The sequence below is a fragment of the Rhodococcus sp. NPDC019050 genome, from assembly GCF_055664235.1.
The window spans coordinates 30268-49058 of record NZ_JBVOON010000020.1 but is presented as its reverse complement, the minus strand read 5'-3'; the positions used below and the strand labels follow the sequence as shown (position 1 = coordinate 49058).

General features: G+C 63.9%; 11 protein-coding genes and 1 pseudogene. 5 read left to right on the top strand and 7 right to left on the bottom strand.

The features are described 5' to 3' along the window. Positions 1–68: 68 nt before the first annotated feature. The 5 genes from AC0B44_RS18500 to AC0B44_RS18480 all read right to left on the bottom strand — a co-directional run bounded on the left by AC0B44_RS18500 (position 69) and on the right by AC0B44_RS18480 (position 10539). Positions 69–4361 (bottom strand): AAA domain-containing protein, encoded by a 4293-nt coding sequence (locus AC0B44_RS18500; protein ID WP_471904287.1) that lies wholly within the window; start codon positions 4359–4361, stop codon positions 69–71. Between the two features lie 1019 nt (positions 4362–5380). After that, positions 5381–6406, bottom strand: a complete 1026-nt coding sequence (locus AC0B44_RS18495) for a GmrSD restriction endonuclease domain-containing protein (protein WP_471904266.1) — start codon at positions 6404–6406, stop codon at positions 5381–5383. Between the two features lie 188 nt (positions 6407–6594). Then, positions 6595–7452: a nuclease-related domain-containing protein gene (locus tag AC0B44_RS18490; protein WP_471904265.1), complete on the bottom strand. Its 858-nt coding sequence runs from the start codon at positions 7450–7452 to the stop codon at positions 6595–6597. A 33-nt stretch (positions 7453–7485) separates the two neighbouring features. Beyond that, positions 7486–9327: a TerD family protein gene (locus tag AC0B44_RS18485; RefSeq protein WP_422423038.1), complete on the bottom strand. Its 1842-nt coding sequence runs from the start codon at positions 9325–9327 to the stop codon at positions 7486–7488. A gap of 159 nt (positions 9328–9486) precedes the next feature. Next, on the bottom strand, positions 9487–10539 hold the full coding sequence (locus AC0B44_RS18480; RefSeq protein ID WP_169622702.1) for a zinc-dependent alcohol dehydrogenase family protein: 1053 nt from the start codon (positions 10537–10539) through the stop codon (positions 9487–9489). A 497-nt stretch (positions 10540–11036) separates the two neighbouring features. On the opposite strand from AC0B44_RS18480, the gene AC0B44_RS18475 reads away from it, so the two are divergent. From AC0B44_RS18475 to AC0B44_RS18465, 3 genes are all read left to right on the top strand, one after another. Next, on the top strand, positions 11037–12698 hold the full coding sequence (locus AC0B44_RS18475; RefSeq protein WP_471904264.1) for an alpha/beta hydrolase: 1662 nt from the start codon (positions 11037–11039) through the stop codon (positions 12696–12698). Positions 12699–12782: 84 nt separating this feature from the next. Then, positions 12783–13385, top strand: coding sequence for a DUF3558 domain-containing protein (locus AC0B44_RS18470; RefSeq protein ID WP_471904263.1), 603 nt, complete (start codon positions 12783–12785; stop codon positions 13383–13385). Between the two features lie 27 nt (positions 13386–13412). Further along, positions 13413–13742: a hypothetical protein gene (locus tag AC0B44_RS18465; RefSeq protein WP_471904262.1), complete on the top strand. Its 330-nt coding sequence runs from the start codon at positions 13413–13415 to the stop codon at positions 13740–13742. Positions 13743–13830: 88 nt separating this feature from the next. Here the strand turns inward: AC0B44_RS18465 and AC0B44_RS18460 are convergent, their stop codons facing one another. Then, positions 13831–15006 carry an oxygenase MpaB family protein gene (locus AC0B44_RS18460; protein WP_471904261.1) on the bottom strand — a complete coding sequence of 392 codons (1176 nt, stop codon included), beginning with the start codon at positions 15004–15006 and terminating at the stop codon, positions 13831–13833. 121 nt (positions 15007–15127) lie between these two features. Here AC0B44_RS18460 and AC0B44_RS18455 point away from each other — a divergent pair, with 121 nt between their 5' ends. Further along, entirely contained in the window at positions 15128–15685 is a 558-nt protein-coding gene (locus AC0B44_RS18455; RefSeq protein ID WP_169652676.1) for a TetR/AcrR family transcriptional regulator, read from the top strand. Positions 15686–15689: 4 nt separating this feature from the next. On the opposite strand, the pseudogene AC0B44_RS18450 reads toward AC0B44_RS18455, so the two are convergent. Further along, positions 15690–16323, bottom strand: a pseudogene (locus AC0B44_RS18450) (HhH-GDP family DNA glycosylase). A gap of 105 nt (positions 16324–16428) precedes the next feature. Between AC0B44_RS18450 and AC0B44_RS18445 the strand changes: the two are divergent. Continuing rightward, positions 16429–18672: a glycoside hydrolase family 3 C-terminal domain-containing protein gene (locus AC0B44_RS18445; RefSeq protein ID WP_471904260.1), complete on the top strand. Its 2244-nt coding sequence runs from the start codon at positions 16429–16431 to the stop codon at positions 18670–18672. Positions 18673–18791 lie beyond the last annotated feature (119 nt).

Genomic DNA, 18791 nt, shown 5'->3' with positions numbered 1-18791 from the left:
CTGAAGAATGCGGGCGGAAAGACGCACTGTAACGTTCCCGGCCGAGACCCTGTTGCTAACAAGCCGTTTCAGTAATCGTCCGTCCCGGCGATCGATTGCATATCCACCCGGCCGGACGTGATTCCGCGACGTTCCAGCTCGCCCCACAGTCCGGTCATTGCCGCCGCCGGGTCGAGGTAATATTCCGACTCCCGGACCCTCCAGAACTTCCACCCACTCCGGTGCAGCTCACGTTCCCGCTCGAGGTCGGCGCGCTGCCGGTCAGCGCTGGTGTGCCACTGCCCGTCGTCGCACGCGACAGCCAGCTTGCCTGCTGCACCGGTCACCACCAGATCGATGAAGTGGCCGTTCACCTCGACCCGCGGGTTCACGTGATATCCGCGGGCGACGATATCGAGGAACACTTCCTGCTGGAAGAGACTGCCGAACGCCTCGTGTCGCTCGTCTCGCGTCACACCGTCCGGCATGGGTGCGGCGGGCATCGTCGACGTCGACTGCATGTGGGAGAGCAGCGAATACCGCAGGTCGGTCCGCCGCAGCGTGTCGAGCGTCCGCGAATGGAACAACCACAGTTGGTCCTGAGCACGCGACGCCGCAACGTTGAAACGGCGCTGGTACTCGGTCCGCGTCATGGCCGCGATGTTCTGGTCGGGCGCCACGACCATCGACAGGAACACCACATTCCGCTCGTCGCCCTGGAAATCGGGGGGCGTGCCGACGCGCAACCTGCGTTCCTCCCACTGAGCCGGGGTGAGACGGTCCAGCAGTTCGTTCTGGATGACGTCGACTTGCGACTGTCCCTGCAGAACGACCACGCCGAATGTCTTGCCGTCATACGCGGGGTCCTGGACACATTGCACGAGGGTGTCGACGAGGGCATGGGCCTCGACGTGGTTCGCCAACGTGGAGTTCTGCCCTGTGACGGCGCCACTCTCGACGTACGTGGTGCGTAGTGGCGGCAGGCGGTCGGACCCGTACTGCCGCAGGGGAACCAGCGGGTCGTCCGCATAGAACTGTTCGCTGGACCACGCGATGATCTCCGGCATCGACCGGAAGTGTTCCCGCAGCCGGATAATGCTTCCGAACCGTGACCGCAGCAAGGAGAACAGACTCGAGCGCGGAGTGAAGCTGTCGCGCAGGTAGTTCGGAATGTCGGGCAGGTACAAATCGAGACGAGTGAAGACGCCGTCTAATGCACCCAACGACACCGCACTCGGTGCGCACTGCTTGTCGTCGCCGACGACGATCACTCGCGGCGCCAGCCACAGCAGAAACAGACTGCTGATGTCGACCTGGCTCGATTCGTCGACGATGACGACATCGAACGAATTCTGTTCGGGTGGAATCGAAGCGAGTACCTGCTGCAACGGCATCACCCACGCCGGCACCGCGCCCTGGGCAACCTGCATGGCCTCGCGCGCCGCGGCCCGGTAGCGCTCCGCATACCGCCCGGTTCCCTTACCGATGCTCGCGACATGGTCGCGGTACGAATGGAGTGCCTGGACCTGCTCGGCAGTCGTGCGGGCGAGACACGCACTCCACGCCTTCTCCTCGACGAGCTGCGTCGTGAGACGCGTGATGTCCTTCTCGACGGCGTCGAGTTCGCGTTCGAAGTGCCCGTCGTCGCTCCGCTCGTGGAAGCGCCGCACCCAGTCGTCTGCGCGGCGCCACGCCCACGCGTCCTCGATGTGTGCGAGACGAACCGGCCATGCCAAGCTCAACGGGTTGTCTCCGAGGGCCTGGGCGAGCGCGGGTGCAGCGGTCGTCAAACGCGCCTGCAGGGATACGAGTTCGAGCTCCTCGCGTTGTTCACCGACCGCACGGTCCCACGCGTCCAGCGCCGCATTGATCGCCTCGAAGTCCGCTTCGTGGAAGGCGCGTGCGAGCGCGCGTCCTTCGGGCGACGCTCCGCCGGCAGTCTGGCTCCGCACATACATTCCGATGGATTCGAGCCAGTTCTTGCTTGCTTCCGCAGTGCCAGTCGCGGCGATGGCCCGTGCCGACTCCGCAATGGATCGCGCCTGCTCGACACTAGCGATCCGCGGCGCACCGGCGTGGATGTCGCGTAGCGCCGATTCGACGTCTCGCACCCGTGCCACCAGACTGTCGATGATGACGCGGTCGCGGTCGATGAAGGCGAGGGTGCCCACAGCACGGCTGCGCGGCTCGTCGAGCTCGATGTCGATGCCCAGATCGCGCAGGACGACCCCCGCCACCCGGATCGCCTCGAGCACGCGGAGATGTTCGGCGACGATGCGCACCGTGTGGGCGGTGGTGGCCGCGACGCCGTCGACGGTCGCCGGCTCACCGAGCGCCTCGACTGCGGATTGTTCGTCGCTTCTCAGGAACCGAGCGAAACCGTTGCGCCAGGTTTCCCCGGCCTCCAGCTTGCGGGCGAGTGCGTCGTACGCCTCGAAGGCGAGCGGTCCCGCTACCGGCACCTGGACCGAGCTGGCACCGACGATCCGGTCGGCGTCCTGCGCGGCCTGCACGAGCCCTGCGAGCTCGGCGGTCTTTCCCCACAGATGCTGAGCCTTCCCCGACAGGACGTCGTCGGCGACGCGACGAATTCGAGCGTCGAGGCGATCTGCATCCTTCAGGGCACCCTGCAACTGCTCGCACCGCTCGCGGATGTGGGCGAGTGCCTCGAGGGATGCGCCCTCGAGTATCCGTAGCAACCCCTGCATCTCGTCGTTCGCGGTGCCGTTCGATGCCTGCGAGACGGCAGCACACGCGTACTGCAGTTCCCTCTGGGTGGGGAGGGACAGCTCAGGGAAGCGTTGGTGCCGACGACGCGCGCGTTCGACACTCGAGCGCTGATGGAGCGCATGGAGGTTGACGAGTTCGTCGACCGTCAGCGGCGGGGTGTCGGTGAGGAGAGGCGCGGGCAACCATTCGTACTTGGATTGTTGTGCGCGGACCCGCCGGACGATCGACGCAACCGTCCCCCCGTAACCGGCAGCGACCTCGGCGTGGACCGACGCTTCTTCGGCTCGCGCCTGCCGGATCTGTTCCATCAGAGTCGCTCGACGGCCGAGTGCGTCGTTCCGTTGGGTGGTGAGTTCGTCGATGCGTTCCTGCGCGCGCCGCGCGTTGAATTGCGCTTTGCGGATGGCGATTTCGCTGACGCTGCGGGTGAGCTCCACCGACCCGCCGTCGACCGGGTCGGTCACCGCCACACACAGGTCCTGAAGCTCGTCCGGGAGCTTGTCCCGGAGTACACGCAGCGCCTGCGCCTTCTCACTGGTGACCAGCACCCGCTGGCCACGCGCCAGCAGCGCGGACACGATGTTGGCGATGGTGTGGGTCTTGCCCGTACCCGGTGGGCCTTCGATCACGACGCCGCTGTCGCCGGCGAGCCGGTCGAGGATCTCGCGTTGTTCTTCGTTCGCGGGCAGTGGGAGCAGCGGATCCCCGGTGAAGAGGGCCGACGGCGTGCCGATGCGGTCGAGCCATGCGACACGGTCTGCCGGCTCGATGGCTTCCACGAGTTGCGCCAGACCGAGCGGTACCGGGTTCGCTTCGTCGGCTGCGGCCTCGGTCATGCGGTTGTAGTACTCGATGAGTGCGTGGGCACCGCGCTTGCGCAGGACGAGTGCGGGTGACGGGGTGACGAATGCGTCGGGCGACGATGCTTCTTCCGCACGTTCGGCAACCTCGACGCGCAGGGTGAGCGCACGCTCGGCCCAGCTCTTCAGAAACGCACGGGCGGCGGGATCGAGGGGCGATGCGACCTGAGTGACAAGGGAGTCGTGCAGTTCGCGGACACTCGACGAGTCGAACACCTCCAGCCCGGTGAGGATCTGGACGTCTTCCAACGACGGGCCGGCGCCGGGATCGAGCCGGACCACCAGGTCGCCGGAGTCGCCGTGCCGCTCGATCAGAGCGGACTGCGTGATCAGGTGCGTCCGAACCCGCGCGCCCGCAACCCGCTCGGACAGATGCAGCAAACCCGACGCGACGACGAGTTCGAGCGATTCCGGTTGGTCTTCGAGGTCTAGCATCGTTCGCTGCAGGAACGTGTACAGATGCGACGCGGCTCGTCGTTCACGGTCGACGGCCGCCCATGTCCGCCAGTCCGTGAGCCAGGCGTCGAAGCCTGCCAAAGTGGCGGGGGCCGTCGGGTCGAGTTCGGGTTCGATGTCGGAGTCGGCGATGTCTCCGCGAACGTACGTCGCGAACTCACCGGAAGGGAGTGGTGGGTCTTCGAGCTGAGCACGACGCGCGCGCAGGAAGACCTCACCCGACGCGGCGTGAGCTTTCAGGCCGGCCCTGATGTTTCCCTCCTCGAGGGACATCACGGCACGGTGTTTGTCGACGATGCGAACCGGTGCGCTGCGGGCTTTGACGAGCTCTGCCATGAAGGCAAGCAGGCGTTGCACGCGGTCCCTCAGTTCGGGATCGTTGTCCCTCGACGCGACGTCCACTCCACACCCTGCTTCCACCCGCCGACGGCAACGGACCCCACCACCTTAGAAACTGTCCCCGACAGCTCCGCATCCGGTCCCATGTCGGTGTGCATAAGCGCATTCACACCGGCATGTTTCCGCTCAACCGTACGCGCGGATATCGGGCGCAGCTCGGCATGCCACAGGGAATCACCGCTACACCCACACCCCGCCTGTCCCCCACCGGCGATTCACCCAGTGCGGCCGACACGGCGAAGAACCGACTGTTCAGCGTCACCCAGACGTACCGACCGCCACAGTGACACTTTGCGGCGAGCTGCGCCATTTGGCAGACAGCAAGCAATATACGCCGATACAGATCTACCTCCCTCTACGACGCTGCAGCCACGGCTAAGATCTCCAAATTCCGACACCACGCCGAGAACCTTCTCGCCCCTCCCGGAACGTACTCACCCAAATAGTTGGAAACATCTCCAACAGAGCCGATTGAACATACCTCACTTGCTTTTTCCCACGTATCCGGGTTCCGATGGGCAACGAAGTTTCGAAGCTTTCGAAGATCGTCCGCACAAGAGTTACTGGCACCAAGCGAACCTACGACAGATTGGGCGTTCGACAAACCCATCCTGCTGACGATTGGAACAACTCTCGATGCATCTCCCCAATAGATTACTTTCGGACGACGACCGTTCCGTGGAGCACATGACCATGCGAGAGCATCCCTAAAACTTCCGCGTACAAGAACCTCCGCCGCTACGTCTAGACGCACACCTGAACCAGTAATTGGTCTTCGTACCGCAGAAACAAATATGACATCCTCAACAAAGCGCTCCCACTCAGAATAAAAACGCAATATGCAGTACAGTTGCGCATCAGGATTGTCCAACTGGACAAATTGATCTTCGATCAATCGACACCTGCGGATAAACTTCTGACTTACACCCAATAGATTATTAGTCAAAGTCTACTGCCTACACGCTATCGGATTTACCAATTAGCGCCCACTGATAGGCGTCAAACCTTACCCGCCGTGTCGCGATCCTTTGCGTCGACCCCTTTGATGCGGCCACAAACCCCTTCACGCCAATAGGATCCACCTCCTCGGTTAAAGAAAACGAAATCTCCTCCAAGCGTCGACGAGCGTCCGTCTTATCTATTTTATGACCTTCCGTGAGCAAACGGTCATATGCGGCAAATAGCATCAAGAATTGGGTCGAACGGCGGATTTCCGACTCCGAAATCAGATCACCGAAATCTTGGACTATATTTCCGAGCGAGTTATACACTCGACTTCGAACGGATTCAATGTCCGGGATACCCGAATCATACTTCTTGTAGAGTGAATTAACATAGGAGCTACCTCCGTCTTGCAAGCCTTCAAGAACCACACCGTAGATCTCCGCGACAAGTTCATCGTCTTTCATTCTTAATCGATCGCGACCCTGGACCACCTTCAGCTCCTCCCATAAGACTCTCCAGTCGACCGCGGCCTTCACAACCTCCCACTTAAAATCACCCTGGAATTCCGCGTGGCGCTTCTCCGCCGGCGACAGAGATACCGTGTAAGAATTCAGTCGAGCGAATACTTCCAACACATCTGTGTCATCAGCATTTATAAGCTGGTCGACCGCGATGGGATAGGTTAAGAACTCCTCCTTCAAGTCTTCACTAAGATCCGCATACGTCATTCCTGCAAATTCTTGAGCCCTACTACTCAATTTAAGCTCATTGTTCGAAAATTGGATGATAGCCTTAAGTCGTTGCTGACCATCTACTATTTCTCGAACAGAGCGTTTCGTAGCAAGATCAACCTTTGTCCGGAGGTATATCTTTGGCATAGGCATACCCCGCAAGATCGAGTCAATTAGCATCACTTTCGCGATCGGGGCCCATACTTCGCGCCTCTGGAAATCTCGGTTAATTATGAGGGCCCCTTCCGCATCCCACGAAAGGAAGTCATGAATCTTGTACTGCTCCAGTATCGATTTCGTAGACATCAGTACAGGATACCTAACAAGATTGATTTTGCGAAGAGCGCCACCAGCCACAGCCTGTCGCGTTTCCCCATCTTGACCCAATGTCCTGACGTCTCAATCGTGGTCCGTCACATAACGGAACGGAGAAGATGCAGAATCTGGTCTCTGCGCATGAATGAACCACCACCGACAACTTAGGTTGCCGATTCCTACAAGTGCAACGCCGTACCAGTTCCTAGTCTTCGATAGGGCTTTCCGAGTTCTATGTCGGCACAGCGTGAAATAATCTGAAGGAGCTGCCGTCCGCATATTCTGGGCGTACTTCCGTGGCCGAGCTGCTCAAGCCGCTCGACAGCGGCCGTTTTCTGGTCGGTGTTCCTTCCCGCTCCTCCGCGGATCTCGACGCGGGGAAGCAGACGCGCCGCATCGAGTACCGCGGCTTGCTGCTGGGTGAGCAGGTTGCCGGCGTCTTCGTTCTCGGGTGCGCGCGAGACCACGTCGCGCTGAGGCAATCCACGCCCCGACAGCACATCTGCGAGTTCGAGGATCGAATCCGCGTCGATCCCGGTTCTCGCGACGTGCTGATCGATGAGCACCTTCATGAGCTTGCCGACGATTCCGCTCAGATCGTCACGGTCGATCACCTTCCAGCGGGGACATTCCGGCAAGGCGAAGTCTGCGGGAAAGGAACTGTTGGGGAACACGACCACGTGATCCCAGCGCACGTGGCCGACGGGGCGACGGGGATCGTCGTCGACGTACCGGCGTAACGCGTACATTGCACCCCGCACCTGTCCCACCGGATCGATGACGGCGGGTCCGCCCGGGCGACGCTGATACCACGCGCCGTTCTCGTACCAGACTCCCCCGCCCTTGACCTCGAGGCAGATCACACCGTAGCCCTCGAGCGCCACGACGAAATCTATTTCGTGGTCCTTGTCGTGGTCGGTGACGCGCTGGTTCGCGACCACGAGGTCGTTCGGCCCGAGCTGATCGATCAGCGCCCGCCACACCACTTCTTCGGTGACATGCGCGAACCTCGGCTCCTGGGGAATACGAATGCTCATCGCGGATCTCGCGACGGCAGTACCCGTGACCGTTCAGGCATCGACGTCGACCCCGTACCGCACCGCAAGGGCCGCAAGGCCGTCGTCGTAGCCCTGCCCCACCGCCCGAAGACGCCACTTGCCTGCCCGGCGGTAGATCTCGGTGAGCACCATCGTGCGTTCGGTGGTCCCGGCGTCGAGAACGAAGGTCGCGGCAGTGCCGTCGTCGCTGTCGACGCTGACGGAGACGGCGCCGAGGTCACCGAAGGTACGGTCGCCGTCGATAGCCGCCGCGATGGCGATGCGCTCGCACTCGGCGGGCAGCGACGCGAGGTCGACGCGGACGCACTGCTCACTGCTGCCGTCGATGGTCAGTTCCACCACCCCGTCGTCGAACACGGGGTTGTTGTAGAAGACGAAATCGTCATCGGTGTCGACTTTTTCGTCCGAACCGAGCAGGAACGCGACGATGTCGATGTCGAACTCGTCGTCGACAGCTTCGGCTTTCCACGCGATGTTCACCGACCAGGACGTGATCTTCGCGGGCAGGTCGGTCACCTCGCCGAGCGACAGCACCGGCGCCGTCATTCGGGCTTCGGTCCGCATGTGCGGTGGGATCACACCCTTCTCCACCGCGGCGTTGACGTCGTCGGGGGTGAGGACGGGCAGCGCGCGTTGCAGCACCCGGGGCATCCGCTTGTCGCTTTCGCCGCCGCCGAGGACCAGCGCGTCGGTGACCGCGGCCGTGAAGTTGAGGGCGGGCCTGGCACCGAGTTGCGCGATGCGTGACCGCATCATCACCGCTTCGAGATGGGTTCCGCCCAGCAACAGTACTTTTCGGCCCGACCACAACTTGGGCTTGTGGCCCTGCAGCGCCCAGCCCTGTGCCGGCGCCGTGTCGTCGGGGGCGGGGGCGGTGACGACCTGCGGAGTCTCCACCGGGATCTGTGCCTGCGGCACGACATCGATGACGGTGGCGACCTTGGGCTCGCCGGGAGCGACCCGGGTGAGAAGGTCGTCGAGGTGTCGCTCGCTGATGACGGGAATGCTTTCGGCCATCGCCTTGCGCACCTTGGCGGTCTGCACGACGGGGTCGTTGCACACCAGCACACTGGTCTGCCGGCTCGCCTGGTTGAGGACGTCGAGCCCTGCTTCGGTGAGGCGCTCGGCGAGTGCCGTCCGCGGCGTGGCGGTCGACCCGCTGATCACGACCTTCATACCCTGCACGAGACCGGCGTCCGTGAGCTTGCCCGGGTTCTTCCACCGGCAGGGAACCCGGGTCACCGATGCCGGGTACACCGACTTGCTGCTCCGGCAGTTCACGACGGGCAGCGGAAGTTGCAGTGTCTGTGCCATTCCGGCGCTGCGCAGAAAGATTTCGGTCAGCACACGCGCGTCGTCGTACGCGTCGTGTGCCTGGAGTTGCTGAATCTGCCAGTGCTCCGCGAGCGTCGCGAGCCGGTAGTTGGGAAGGTCCAGGTCGAGGCGGCGCGACAACGCGAGCGTGCACAGCCGCTGCTGCACCGGAAGTGTCCTTCCCGCCCGCCGGAACTCGGCGTCGAGAAAGCCGTAGTCGAACGACGCGTTGTGGGCGACGACGGTGCCGCCGGCGAGAATGTCCGCCAGCTCCGACGCGATGTCTTCGAAGCGCGGCGCTCCCGCGAGCCGCTCGCGGGTGAGGTTGTGGATGTGCACCGGCCCGGGGTCGCAACCGGGATCGACGAGCGACGAGAACTCCCGCTCGACCGAACCGTCCTCGCGCAACGCGAGCGCGGCGACGCTGAGCACGCGGTGGGCGTTTGCACGCACACCCGAGGTCTCGACATCGACCACCACCCAGCGATGCCCTCGGGGCAGCGTGACGGTTCCACTCGCCGGCGCACGAAGATCGATCACGTCTACCCCTCCGGATGTCCTCCCGGCCGAGCTGAAACTCGGTCCGATCGGACATTCTTACCGGAGGATCAGGCGCCTGAAAACTCGCCCCTGCACTTCTGCCGGCGCTGTAACGCCGTCGCTCATCCCGTCGATATGTGTGGTTCCACCGCCCAGCGATCAGGTCGAAGAATGTGCCGTGAGCAGCACTTTCAGCGCACCCGTCTCCCCTGCCCGGCCGAATACGTCATATGCCTCTTCGAAGTCGTCGAGGTTGAACCTGTGGGTGATCATGGGCGACGTGTCGAGCCGTCCACTCTCCACGAGCCCGATGAGCGTCGGAGTGGAATACGTGTCGACGAGGCCCGTCGTGATGGTCAGATCCTTGATCCAGATGTCCTCGAGATGCAGTGTCGCGGGCGAACCGTGGACGCCGAGGTTCGCGACGTGTCCGCCCGGCCGGACAAGCGCCACCGCCTGCTCGAACGTCTGCGGCACGCCGACCGCTTCCATCGTGACGTCGGCTCCGAGCCCACCGGTGAGGTCACCCACGACCGCTGCGACATCGTCGCGTCCACCGTTCAGAGCGATGTCCGCTCCGAAGGATCTCGCGGCTTCCAGGCGACTGTCGGCGAGGTCGACGGCCACGATATGGCTGGGACTGAACAACTTGGTGCCCAGAATCGCGGCGAGACCGATCGGCCCGGCGCCGATGATGACCACCACGTCGGCCGGACGCACACACCCGTTGAGTACTCCCACCTCGTACGACGTGGGCAGGATGTCGGCGAGCATGAGCATCTGCTCGTCACTGACCCCCTCGGGGATCTTGTAGGTCGAGTTGTCCGCGAACGGAACTCGCACCAGTTCGGCTTGGGTTCCGTCGATCAGATGTCCGAGAATCCAGCCGCCTCCGTTGAGACATTGGCCGTACCGCGCCTCGCGGCAGTATCGGCATCGGCCGCAGGCGGAGACGCACGAGACCAGTACGCGGTCACCGGCCATGAGATTGCGAACGCCGGAGCCGACTTCGACGACAGTGCCCACGGCTTCGTGACCGAGAATTCGTCCGTCCGTCACCGCCGGAACGTCACCACCGAGAATGTGCAGATCGGTGCCGCAGATCGTCACCGCGTCGACGCGCACGATCGCGTCGGTCGGTTCGGTGATCGTGGGGTCGGGCACGTCTTCCCACGCGCGTTGTCCCGGACCATGAAATACCAGTGCTTTCATCCTCGGCCTCCCGCCGATCGATGGCGATTCACTCTCCAGAATGACACCGGCCGGGACGTCTCCGGGGCATATCCGGGCTTTCGGACGCCGCGACCGCACGCATGCCGATCACGCCGAATCCGGTCCGGAGCAACCGATATGCCGCTTCCGTCCGCATCGAGACGCAGCGACCCGGTGCGGACGAGATCAGTCCTCATCGCCGCGCGGAACTGTGCCGGGACGCGCCTTCCGGAAACCGTCGCTGTCGATCGGAATTCCATGGCCTCTTCTCCCGAGAATTACCCCCTCATTCTGCTAGTTTTCGTCGCACGGCATCGAATTCCGTCCCCTCGACGTGGCTCCGGCGCAAAAGTCGAAACGGAATGGACGAACTACAGCCCGCCGGCAGAACGTCCTACGACGAAAGCGACCCGCCCGTGACGACGACGACCGACACCACTCCGGCCCCCGCGCCTCATGAACGCGTCTCCCTTCCCATGCGAATGCGGCATGGAATCATGAAGTGGCTCAGTCGGTTCAGCTTCCTCGGGCTGGTGGTGGCGTTGCTATTCTATTGCTGGTCGCTCACGCCCTCGCTACTTCCGCGTGCGTGGTATCTGCAGGGGGTCGCCATTGGAATCAGCATCGTGACGGGCTACGGGATCGGCGTCCTGGTGGCATGGGGGATACGCAAATGCGGATTCGACGTCCGAGTGCCACCGAAAGCCGCAAAGGTCCTCTGGATACTGCTCGCGTTGGTCGCGATCGTGGTGGTGCCGACGTTCCTCGCGCTCGGGTCGCGCTGGCAGAACATCAGCCGCGAACTCGTGGGCATCGAGAGCGGAAGCAACTGGGACTATCCCGGCGTGCTGGCCGTAGCCCTGTTCCTCTCGCTGATCCTCCTTCTCATAGGGCGAGGTCTGCGTCGTGTCGCGCAGTTCATCACTCGGCAGGTCGTGCGGATTCTGCCGGTGCCCGTCGCGCGGGCAGTGAGTGTCGTGGTGGTGGGAGCCGTCGTATTTCTGGCGCTCGAGGGCCTGCTCGCGGCCGGGATCACGCGTATCGCCGACGGGTCGGCGAAGGTGGTCGACGAGGGCACCGCAGCCGGTGTCGTGCAACCGCAGTCCCCCGACCGGTCCGGATCCGACGCGTCGGAACAACCGTGGGACTCGCTCGGACGCGAAGGCCGGACGTTCGTCGCCGGCGGACCGACACCGGAGGAGATCGGCGCGGTCACCGGTAGGCCGGCCATGATGCCGATCCGGGTCTACGCGGGTTACCGCTCGATCGAGAACGCCGGAGGACAGTCCGAACCCGAAGAGATGGACACCCTGGCTTCACGTGTGGTGGCGGAACTCGACCGCACGAACGCATTCGATCGGGAGTATCTGGCCGTCGCCACCACGACGGGACGTGGATGGGTCAACGAAGACGTCGCGTCCAGCCTCGAATACCTCGCGGACGGGAACTCGGCGATCGCCGCGATGCAGTACTCCTTTCTGGCGAGTCCGCTGGCGTTCCTCGCCGACCGGGTTTCCCCACGCAACGCCGGTCGCGCACTGTTCGAAGCCGTGTACGACCGCTGGAGCGACCTGGACCCGAACACACGGCCGAAGCTACTGGTCTTCGGTGAATCCCTCGGATCGTACGGCGGCCAGTCGGCGTTCTCCGGGGCGCAGGACATGATTACCCGCACCGACGGCGCCCTGTGGGTGGGCACCCCCGATTTCACCGAGCAGTGGCGCAGGATCACCGACTCGCGCGATCCGGGCAGCCGCGAAATCCTCCCCGTCGTCTACGGCGGTCAGAATGTGCGCTTCGCCGCCACACCTGCAGATCTCACCGACCTTCCCGGACTGCGCCAATGGGAGTTCCCCCGCATCGTGTACTGGCAGCACCCGAGCGATCCGATCGTCTGGTGGTCCACCGACCTGATCCTGAACCGCCCCGATTGGCTCCGGGAAGAGCGCGGCGCCGATGTCGACAAGAGCATGTCGTGGATCCCGTTCGTGACGTTCTGGCAGGTGACCCTGGACATGGTGTTCGCCGCTGACGTACCCAGTGGCCACGGCCATGACTACGGCACCGAAGCAGCGTATTTCTGGGCGGACATCCTGGGAATTGAGGACCAGGCATTCGCTCAGCGCGTCTTCGATGCCCTCTCTGCGGGACCAGGCTGAGGGCGCGGACTCCGCCGAAGTTCGTTCCGCTCCGCCGAACCGGGTGTGCTAGCGTCTGGCGCCAACTGCGGATCCGGGGGGCTCATGAGCAGGCGGGGCTTGGCGACGTGTTCTCTCGTGGCCGCAATAGCTGTCACGACAGGATGCGGGTCTCCACCACCCCCCGACGAACGTGCTCGAGCCGAGACGGTTGTCGAGACGTCGGAAGTGCGCACACCGCGCGTCGTCGACGACTCCGGACGTCCTCCCGTCACCTTCGATCCCTGCCTCGACCTCCCCGACGATGTGATGACGGAGGCCGGCTACAACGCGGCGCACAAAGAGTTTTCGGATATGCCGATGGGGTCGTACACGTTCCTGGGTTGTTCGTACCGGAAAGCCGATCCTGTTCCCGGCGTGAGACGGGGTTACAGCCTCAATGTCATGGCAGGGAACGTATCCCTCCGAGAAGAACTAGAGAAGAACGGCGATGTGGCGGTCGAAACGACGATAAACGGCCGTCCCGCCCTACGTGAGGTCGGGCCCACCGGGAATGACGAATGCACGTACGTCCTCGAGACGAATTTCGGCATTGTGCTCTTCAACCGCCTCTACCACAAGGATCGCCCCGGACCCGTTCCACAAACAGAGTGGTGCACAGGTCTCGAAGAATTCGTGACGAGGGTCGAGCCTTTCATCGGAGGCTGACCAAGAGCGCCAAGGACGGAGATACATATGGCGAAGTCAGTACGGCTGGAGCCCCACGTTATCGACGAGATCGTCGCCATCTGCGACACAATGCTCACCGAGTTGGAAGAGGCAGCGCGCAGCGCGGCCGGACTCGTCAACGCGCACGGTTTCGGCGATCTCGAATCCGCCCGCCAACTCGCCGCCGGTTACAGCCGCAAGGCGGCCGGCACACCCGAATCCGCCCGCGAGCGGATCGAACAGTTCATCGACACTCTGACCCAACTGCGCGACGCGTTCGCGTCGGGAGGCGAGGACTTCCTCGACGCGCAATTCGACTGGGCACGCGCACTCGATACCGCGGACAGGGACGTGTAGATCCTGATCTGCGCGTCGAACGGAGATTCGCTCACGATATTCGCCGCGCAAATCTCCATTCGGCGAGCATTTCCTCTCTTTCAGATGGTTAACGGGGAGCGGCGTCCACCAGGTCGTGGGCGACGCCGTAGTCCACGCGCATACGATCCATCGCTGCGTCCCGAACCTTGTACGCCCGCGAGGTGGTCCGAGCCTTGTCCGGGTAGCGCCGCTCCTGGATCCGGTTGACGAGGGCGAGCGCGGGGCCGGCCCGGCGCACCACGTGCTTGAGCGGGCTGTCCGGGATCCCCAGCGCATCGGCCTCCGCGTCACCTACGAAGACACGCTGCAGGCTGTGCATCAGCGTGAGAGCGAGAGATGTTCGCACACGGTCGTTTCCGGGCAGGAGGTTCGCGAGTTCCGGGACGAGATAGTCGTCGGTGAGTGCGGCCACGAAATCTCGGTCGTCCTGGCTCGGTCCCGGAGAAGTCAACCGGTACAACTCCTCGACGAGCACGTGATCGGCTTCTTTACACAGGTTGAGTTCGTCGCTCATGCCGATCACATGCCCGACGTAGTGCCACAGGTGGTAGATGTCGTCGAGTTCCGTGCGGGTGAAACGCACGCCGAGCGTCTGCATCGCTTCGACACAGATGTGCCCGAATTCGGCGATGGTGAACGCCATATAGGGCTGTGGGATCGGCACACCCCATGCGTCCTCGTCCCAGAGTCCGCTCGCGACGATCCCCCGGCGCACGTGTGCGTGGATGAGCCGCACCCGGACGGTGAATGCGAAACCTTCTCCGTTGCGGCGCATTCCGTCGCGAGCTATCACATGCCGCAACCACTCCCCCACCTCGACGGAGCGCACCGCCGGCTGGCTCACGTAACGACCGGTCAGCGCGAGAGGCTTCCCGGCGATCTCGCTGGCGGCACCCCGAAGCAGCGACGCCGCCCCGAGCACCATGCCCATCACGGGGGTGTGACGGATGAGGGCATCGGCAGCGTGGTCCAGGCGGTCGTGGTCGAGCCACTCGGGTTCGTCGTCGAGGCGTGTGAACAGCGCTCGTAGCGACTCGGGAGCGTTCGGGACAGCGTGGATACCGTCTGCCAACGCCCTGCGTACTTCGGCTGTGGCCGAGGAGGAACCGAAATCGTCGGCGACGACCGCGTCGGCCAGTGGGTCGGCCTGCCACATCCCGTCCAGCCACCTGCTTCCGAGGTCGCCGTAGCGACGCACAGCGAGATCTGCGTTGACAAGTTCGCGCGGAATGCGTCGATTCATACATTCCATGCAAACACGAGAAATCCTCACTTACTATTCATTTCTTGTGACCAGCACACCGAACGGCAATTCGGCCGGTAGAGGGGTACGAACATCCCCGACTCAGCGCCGTGCCAGAGAGATGCGTACGCACCTTCTCACGTCCACGCACGAGCTTCTCGAGCGTCGGCCCGGGGCACGCGTCAGTACGACGGCTCTCGCCGAACACGCCCACGTGAGCATCGGCACCGTCTACCGCTACTTCCCGGACATGGACGCCATCATCGACGAACTGAGGATGACGGCCGTCCACAACATCACCACGGCGCTGTCGACGGCAATCGCCCGCGCGATGGACCAGGCGTCTCTCGACGCTATGGTCACGGTCGTGGAGGGGCTCACCTCGGCATTCGAGAAGCACGCCCCGGTCCTGCGAGTGTCCTACACCTCGAACGAGGCAGAGTTCGGCTTCGCCTGGGCCGACATCGAGGCCCCCCTCCGCCCCTTGGCGCGCATCATTCCCACACGCCTGCGCCCCGATCTCGACGACGACGCACTCGACGACCTGGTCTTCATCGTCATGGGTGCCACCGCGAGTCTGTGCTCCCGGATCGCCCTGCTCCGGCCCCCGGATGCCGACCGGACGAAGCTGATCTCGGTAGCGGCGAAGATGCTCCTGGCGGCAGTCGAAGGTGCGTGACCGATCAGCCGCGCACATCCTCGAGTAGGTCGTCGTCCAGCGAGACGCGTACGAGCGCCGCGGCAAGCGGAGCGAACCGGCCGTCGGGCGCGTGCTTCTCCAAATTTCTCCGACTCTGCGGGCACACCGAGCGCTTCGGCGCCTTGCCGGGCACGCTTGTCGAGGTAGGGCCGGAGCCAGGTCCACACGTCCTGGACTTCGCGCAGGAAGATTTCCGCTCCCACAGGTCCGATTCCGTCGAATTCCTCCAGCAGACGGGCCGCTGCCGCAGCGTCACCGTCAGCACGCTGTGCCAGTTTTCTCAGATCGCCCTGGTACTCGGATTCGACTCGTTCGCCCATCTCGCGCAACCGAGTGGCAGTGCTCTCGTCGTACCGAACGTAGTGACCGCGTCCGAGCGCAGCAATCACGTCCGGACGTGGCGCCTTCGCCATTGCCTCCGGGGTACGCCATCCTGCCTGAAACAGTTCTTTCGCCGCAGCGACGGCGATATCCGCCGATATTCGCGTACTCGACAGCAACGCGAGGACGAGAAGCTCGAACAAGGGCTTCGGGGTGTCTTTCAGTGTGATGCCCGCATCCTCCGCGTACGTTCGTCCGGCGCGATCGAGCAGTTTTGTCACGGTGTCCATCGACATCCTCCTGGAAGCGGCTGGTTCTGTCGTGGTACCCGAATTCCCGACCCGCACACTCACCCACTTCGACGGGGATACGCTGCGGCGAAGTCCCGCCGAAGGAGCCCGATGACCGAGGACGCACCCAACCGCTCCCCCGCCGGCATCGTCGGCGGAGCAACCCTCGAAGAGAAGGCGGGCTTGACCAGCGGGCTGAACTTCTGGTTCACCAAACCGCTTACCCGGTTGGGCATTCCGTCGATCATGCTGACAGACGGGCCGCACGGCGTCCGCAAGCAGTCCGAGGGCGGCGGCCATCTCGGGCTCGCCGACTCGATACCAGCGACCTGCTTTCCCCCCGCCGTCGCGCTCGGTTGCTCGTTCGACGCGGCCCTTCTGGAACGCGTCGGCGTTGCGCTCGGCTCGGAAGCCCGCGCCGAGCAGGTCGGTGTCCTCCTCGGTCCGGGGATCAACATCAAGCGTTCGCCGCTGTGCGGACGGAACTTCGAATATTTGTCGGAGGATCCGTTGCTCGCCGGCATCCTCGGCACCGCGCTGGTTCGGGGCATCCAGTCGCAGGGTGTCGGTGCGTCCCTGAAGCACTTCGCGGCGAACAACCAGGAAACCGACCGGATGCGTGTGTCGGCGGACGTCGACCCGCGACCTTTACGGGAGATCTACCTGCGCGCTTTCCAGCGCGTCGTCGAGGATGCACGTCCCTGGACGGTGATGTGCTCGTACAACCGCATCAACGGGGTCTACTCGTCGCAGAATCCGTGGCTGCTCACCGGCGTGCTGCGAGGTGAGTGGGGATTCGACGGTCTTGTCGTCAGTGACTGGGGCGCCGTCGCCGATCGGGTCGCTGCGGTGGCAGCGGGCCTCGACCTCGAGATGCCGTCGAGCGGAGGTCGCACGGATCAGGAGATCGTCGACGCGGTGCGGTCGGGCACGCTGGACGAAACGGTGCTCGACACGGCAGCAGCGCGGGTCGTCGACCTCGTCGGCCGCGTCGCCTCGCGCGCCGACGCCGACGCGACCTACAACGCCGACGACCACCATGCCCTCGCACGGGAAGCTGCGGCAGCGAGCGTCGTGCTCCTGCAGAACGAGCGCGCCCTGCTTCCACTCCCTCTCGACGTCGACGTTGCGTTGATCGGCGAACTCGCCCGCACTCCCAGGTATCAGGGAGCGGGATCGTCGCGGATCAATCCCACCCGGATCGACACACCGCTCGACGAGATCAACGCACTCGCGTCCGGGAATGTCGCTTTTGCCGCGGGGTACTTGCTCGACGGTACCGCCGACGACGCACTCCGCACGGCTGCCGTCGACGCCGCTGCCGGCGCCGAGGTGGCTGTGCTGTTCCTCGGACTCCCCTCCGAACTCGAATCGGAAGGCTTCGACCGCCCCGATCTCGAACTCCCGTCCGAGCAACTACGACTGCTCGACGACGTGGTTGCGGCGAACCCCGACACGGTGGTCGTCCTCTCCAACGGAGGTGTCGTGCGGGTCTCCGGCTTCGCGCACAAGGTGCCCGGGATCGTCGAAGGGTTTCTGCTCGGACAAGCGGGTGGCGGCGCGCTGGCCGACGTGCTGTTCGGCATAGTCAACCCGTCCGGGCGTCTCGCCGAAACGATCCCGGTCAGGCTCGAGGACACTCAGTCGTTCACGAACTTCCCGGGCGAGCACGGGCACGTCCGCTACGGGGAAGGATTGTTCGTCGGCTACCGCGGCTTCGATGCACGACGCCAAGATGTGTCGTTCCCGTTCGGACATGGCTTGTCGTACACGACCTTCGAGTACGGCGCCGCGGCCGTGACTGCTGGCGACGATCTGGCCGTGACCGTCACGGTGACCAACATCGGAGACCGCGCCGGGTCTGAAGTCGTGCAGGTGTACGTCTCGCTGCCGTCGTCCGCCGTGTCGCGGGCACCCCGCGAGTTGAAGGGATTTGCGAAGGTATTCCTCGAACCCGGCGAGTCGCGGGAGGTCCGAATCGCGGTTCGCCGATCGGACCTCGCATACTGGGACCCCCGTGTCGATGCGTGGGTGGTGGAGGGCGGCCTGTACACCGTGGAGGTCGGCGCGTCGAGTCGCGATATCCGGGTCACGGCGACTGCGGAAGTCGCCGGCGATGCCGTGAACGTGCCGTTGACGTTGGAGTCGTCGATCGGTGAAGTTCTGGCCAACCCTGCTGCCGCCGAAGCGCTCTCGACGATCTTCGTGGCGTCGGGAGACCGGCAGGCTCCGGCTCTCGATCCTGCGGTCCTCGCCATGGCAGCGTCGATGCCCATCGGCCGGATTCTCAGCTTCGGCGATTTCGGAATCGGCGAGGACGAGATTCAGCGCCTGCTCGATGCCGCCAACGGGTAATCCTGCGAATTTGCGCGGTGAATTGTTATCTGCCAACGCTATTGCGTGAGTAGATCCCGATTGAGCGCGCAGATCGCGGCGATACGGTTCTGCGTTCCCTGTGCTAGCGTCTGCGGCAA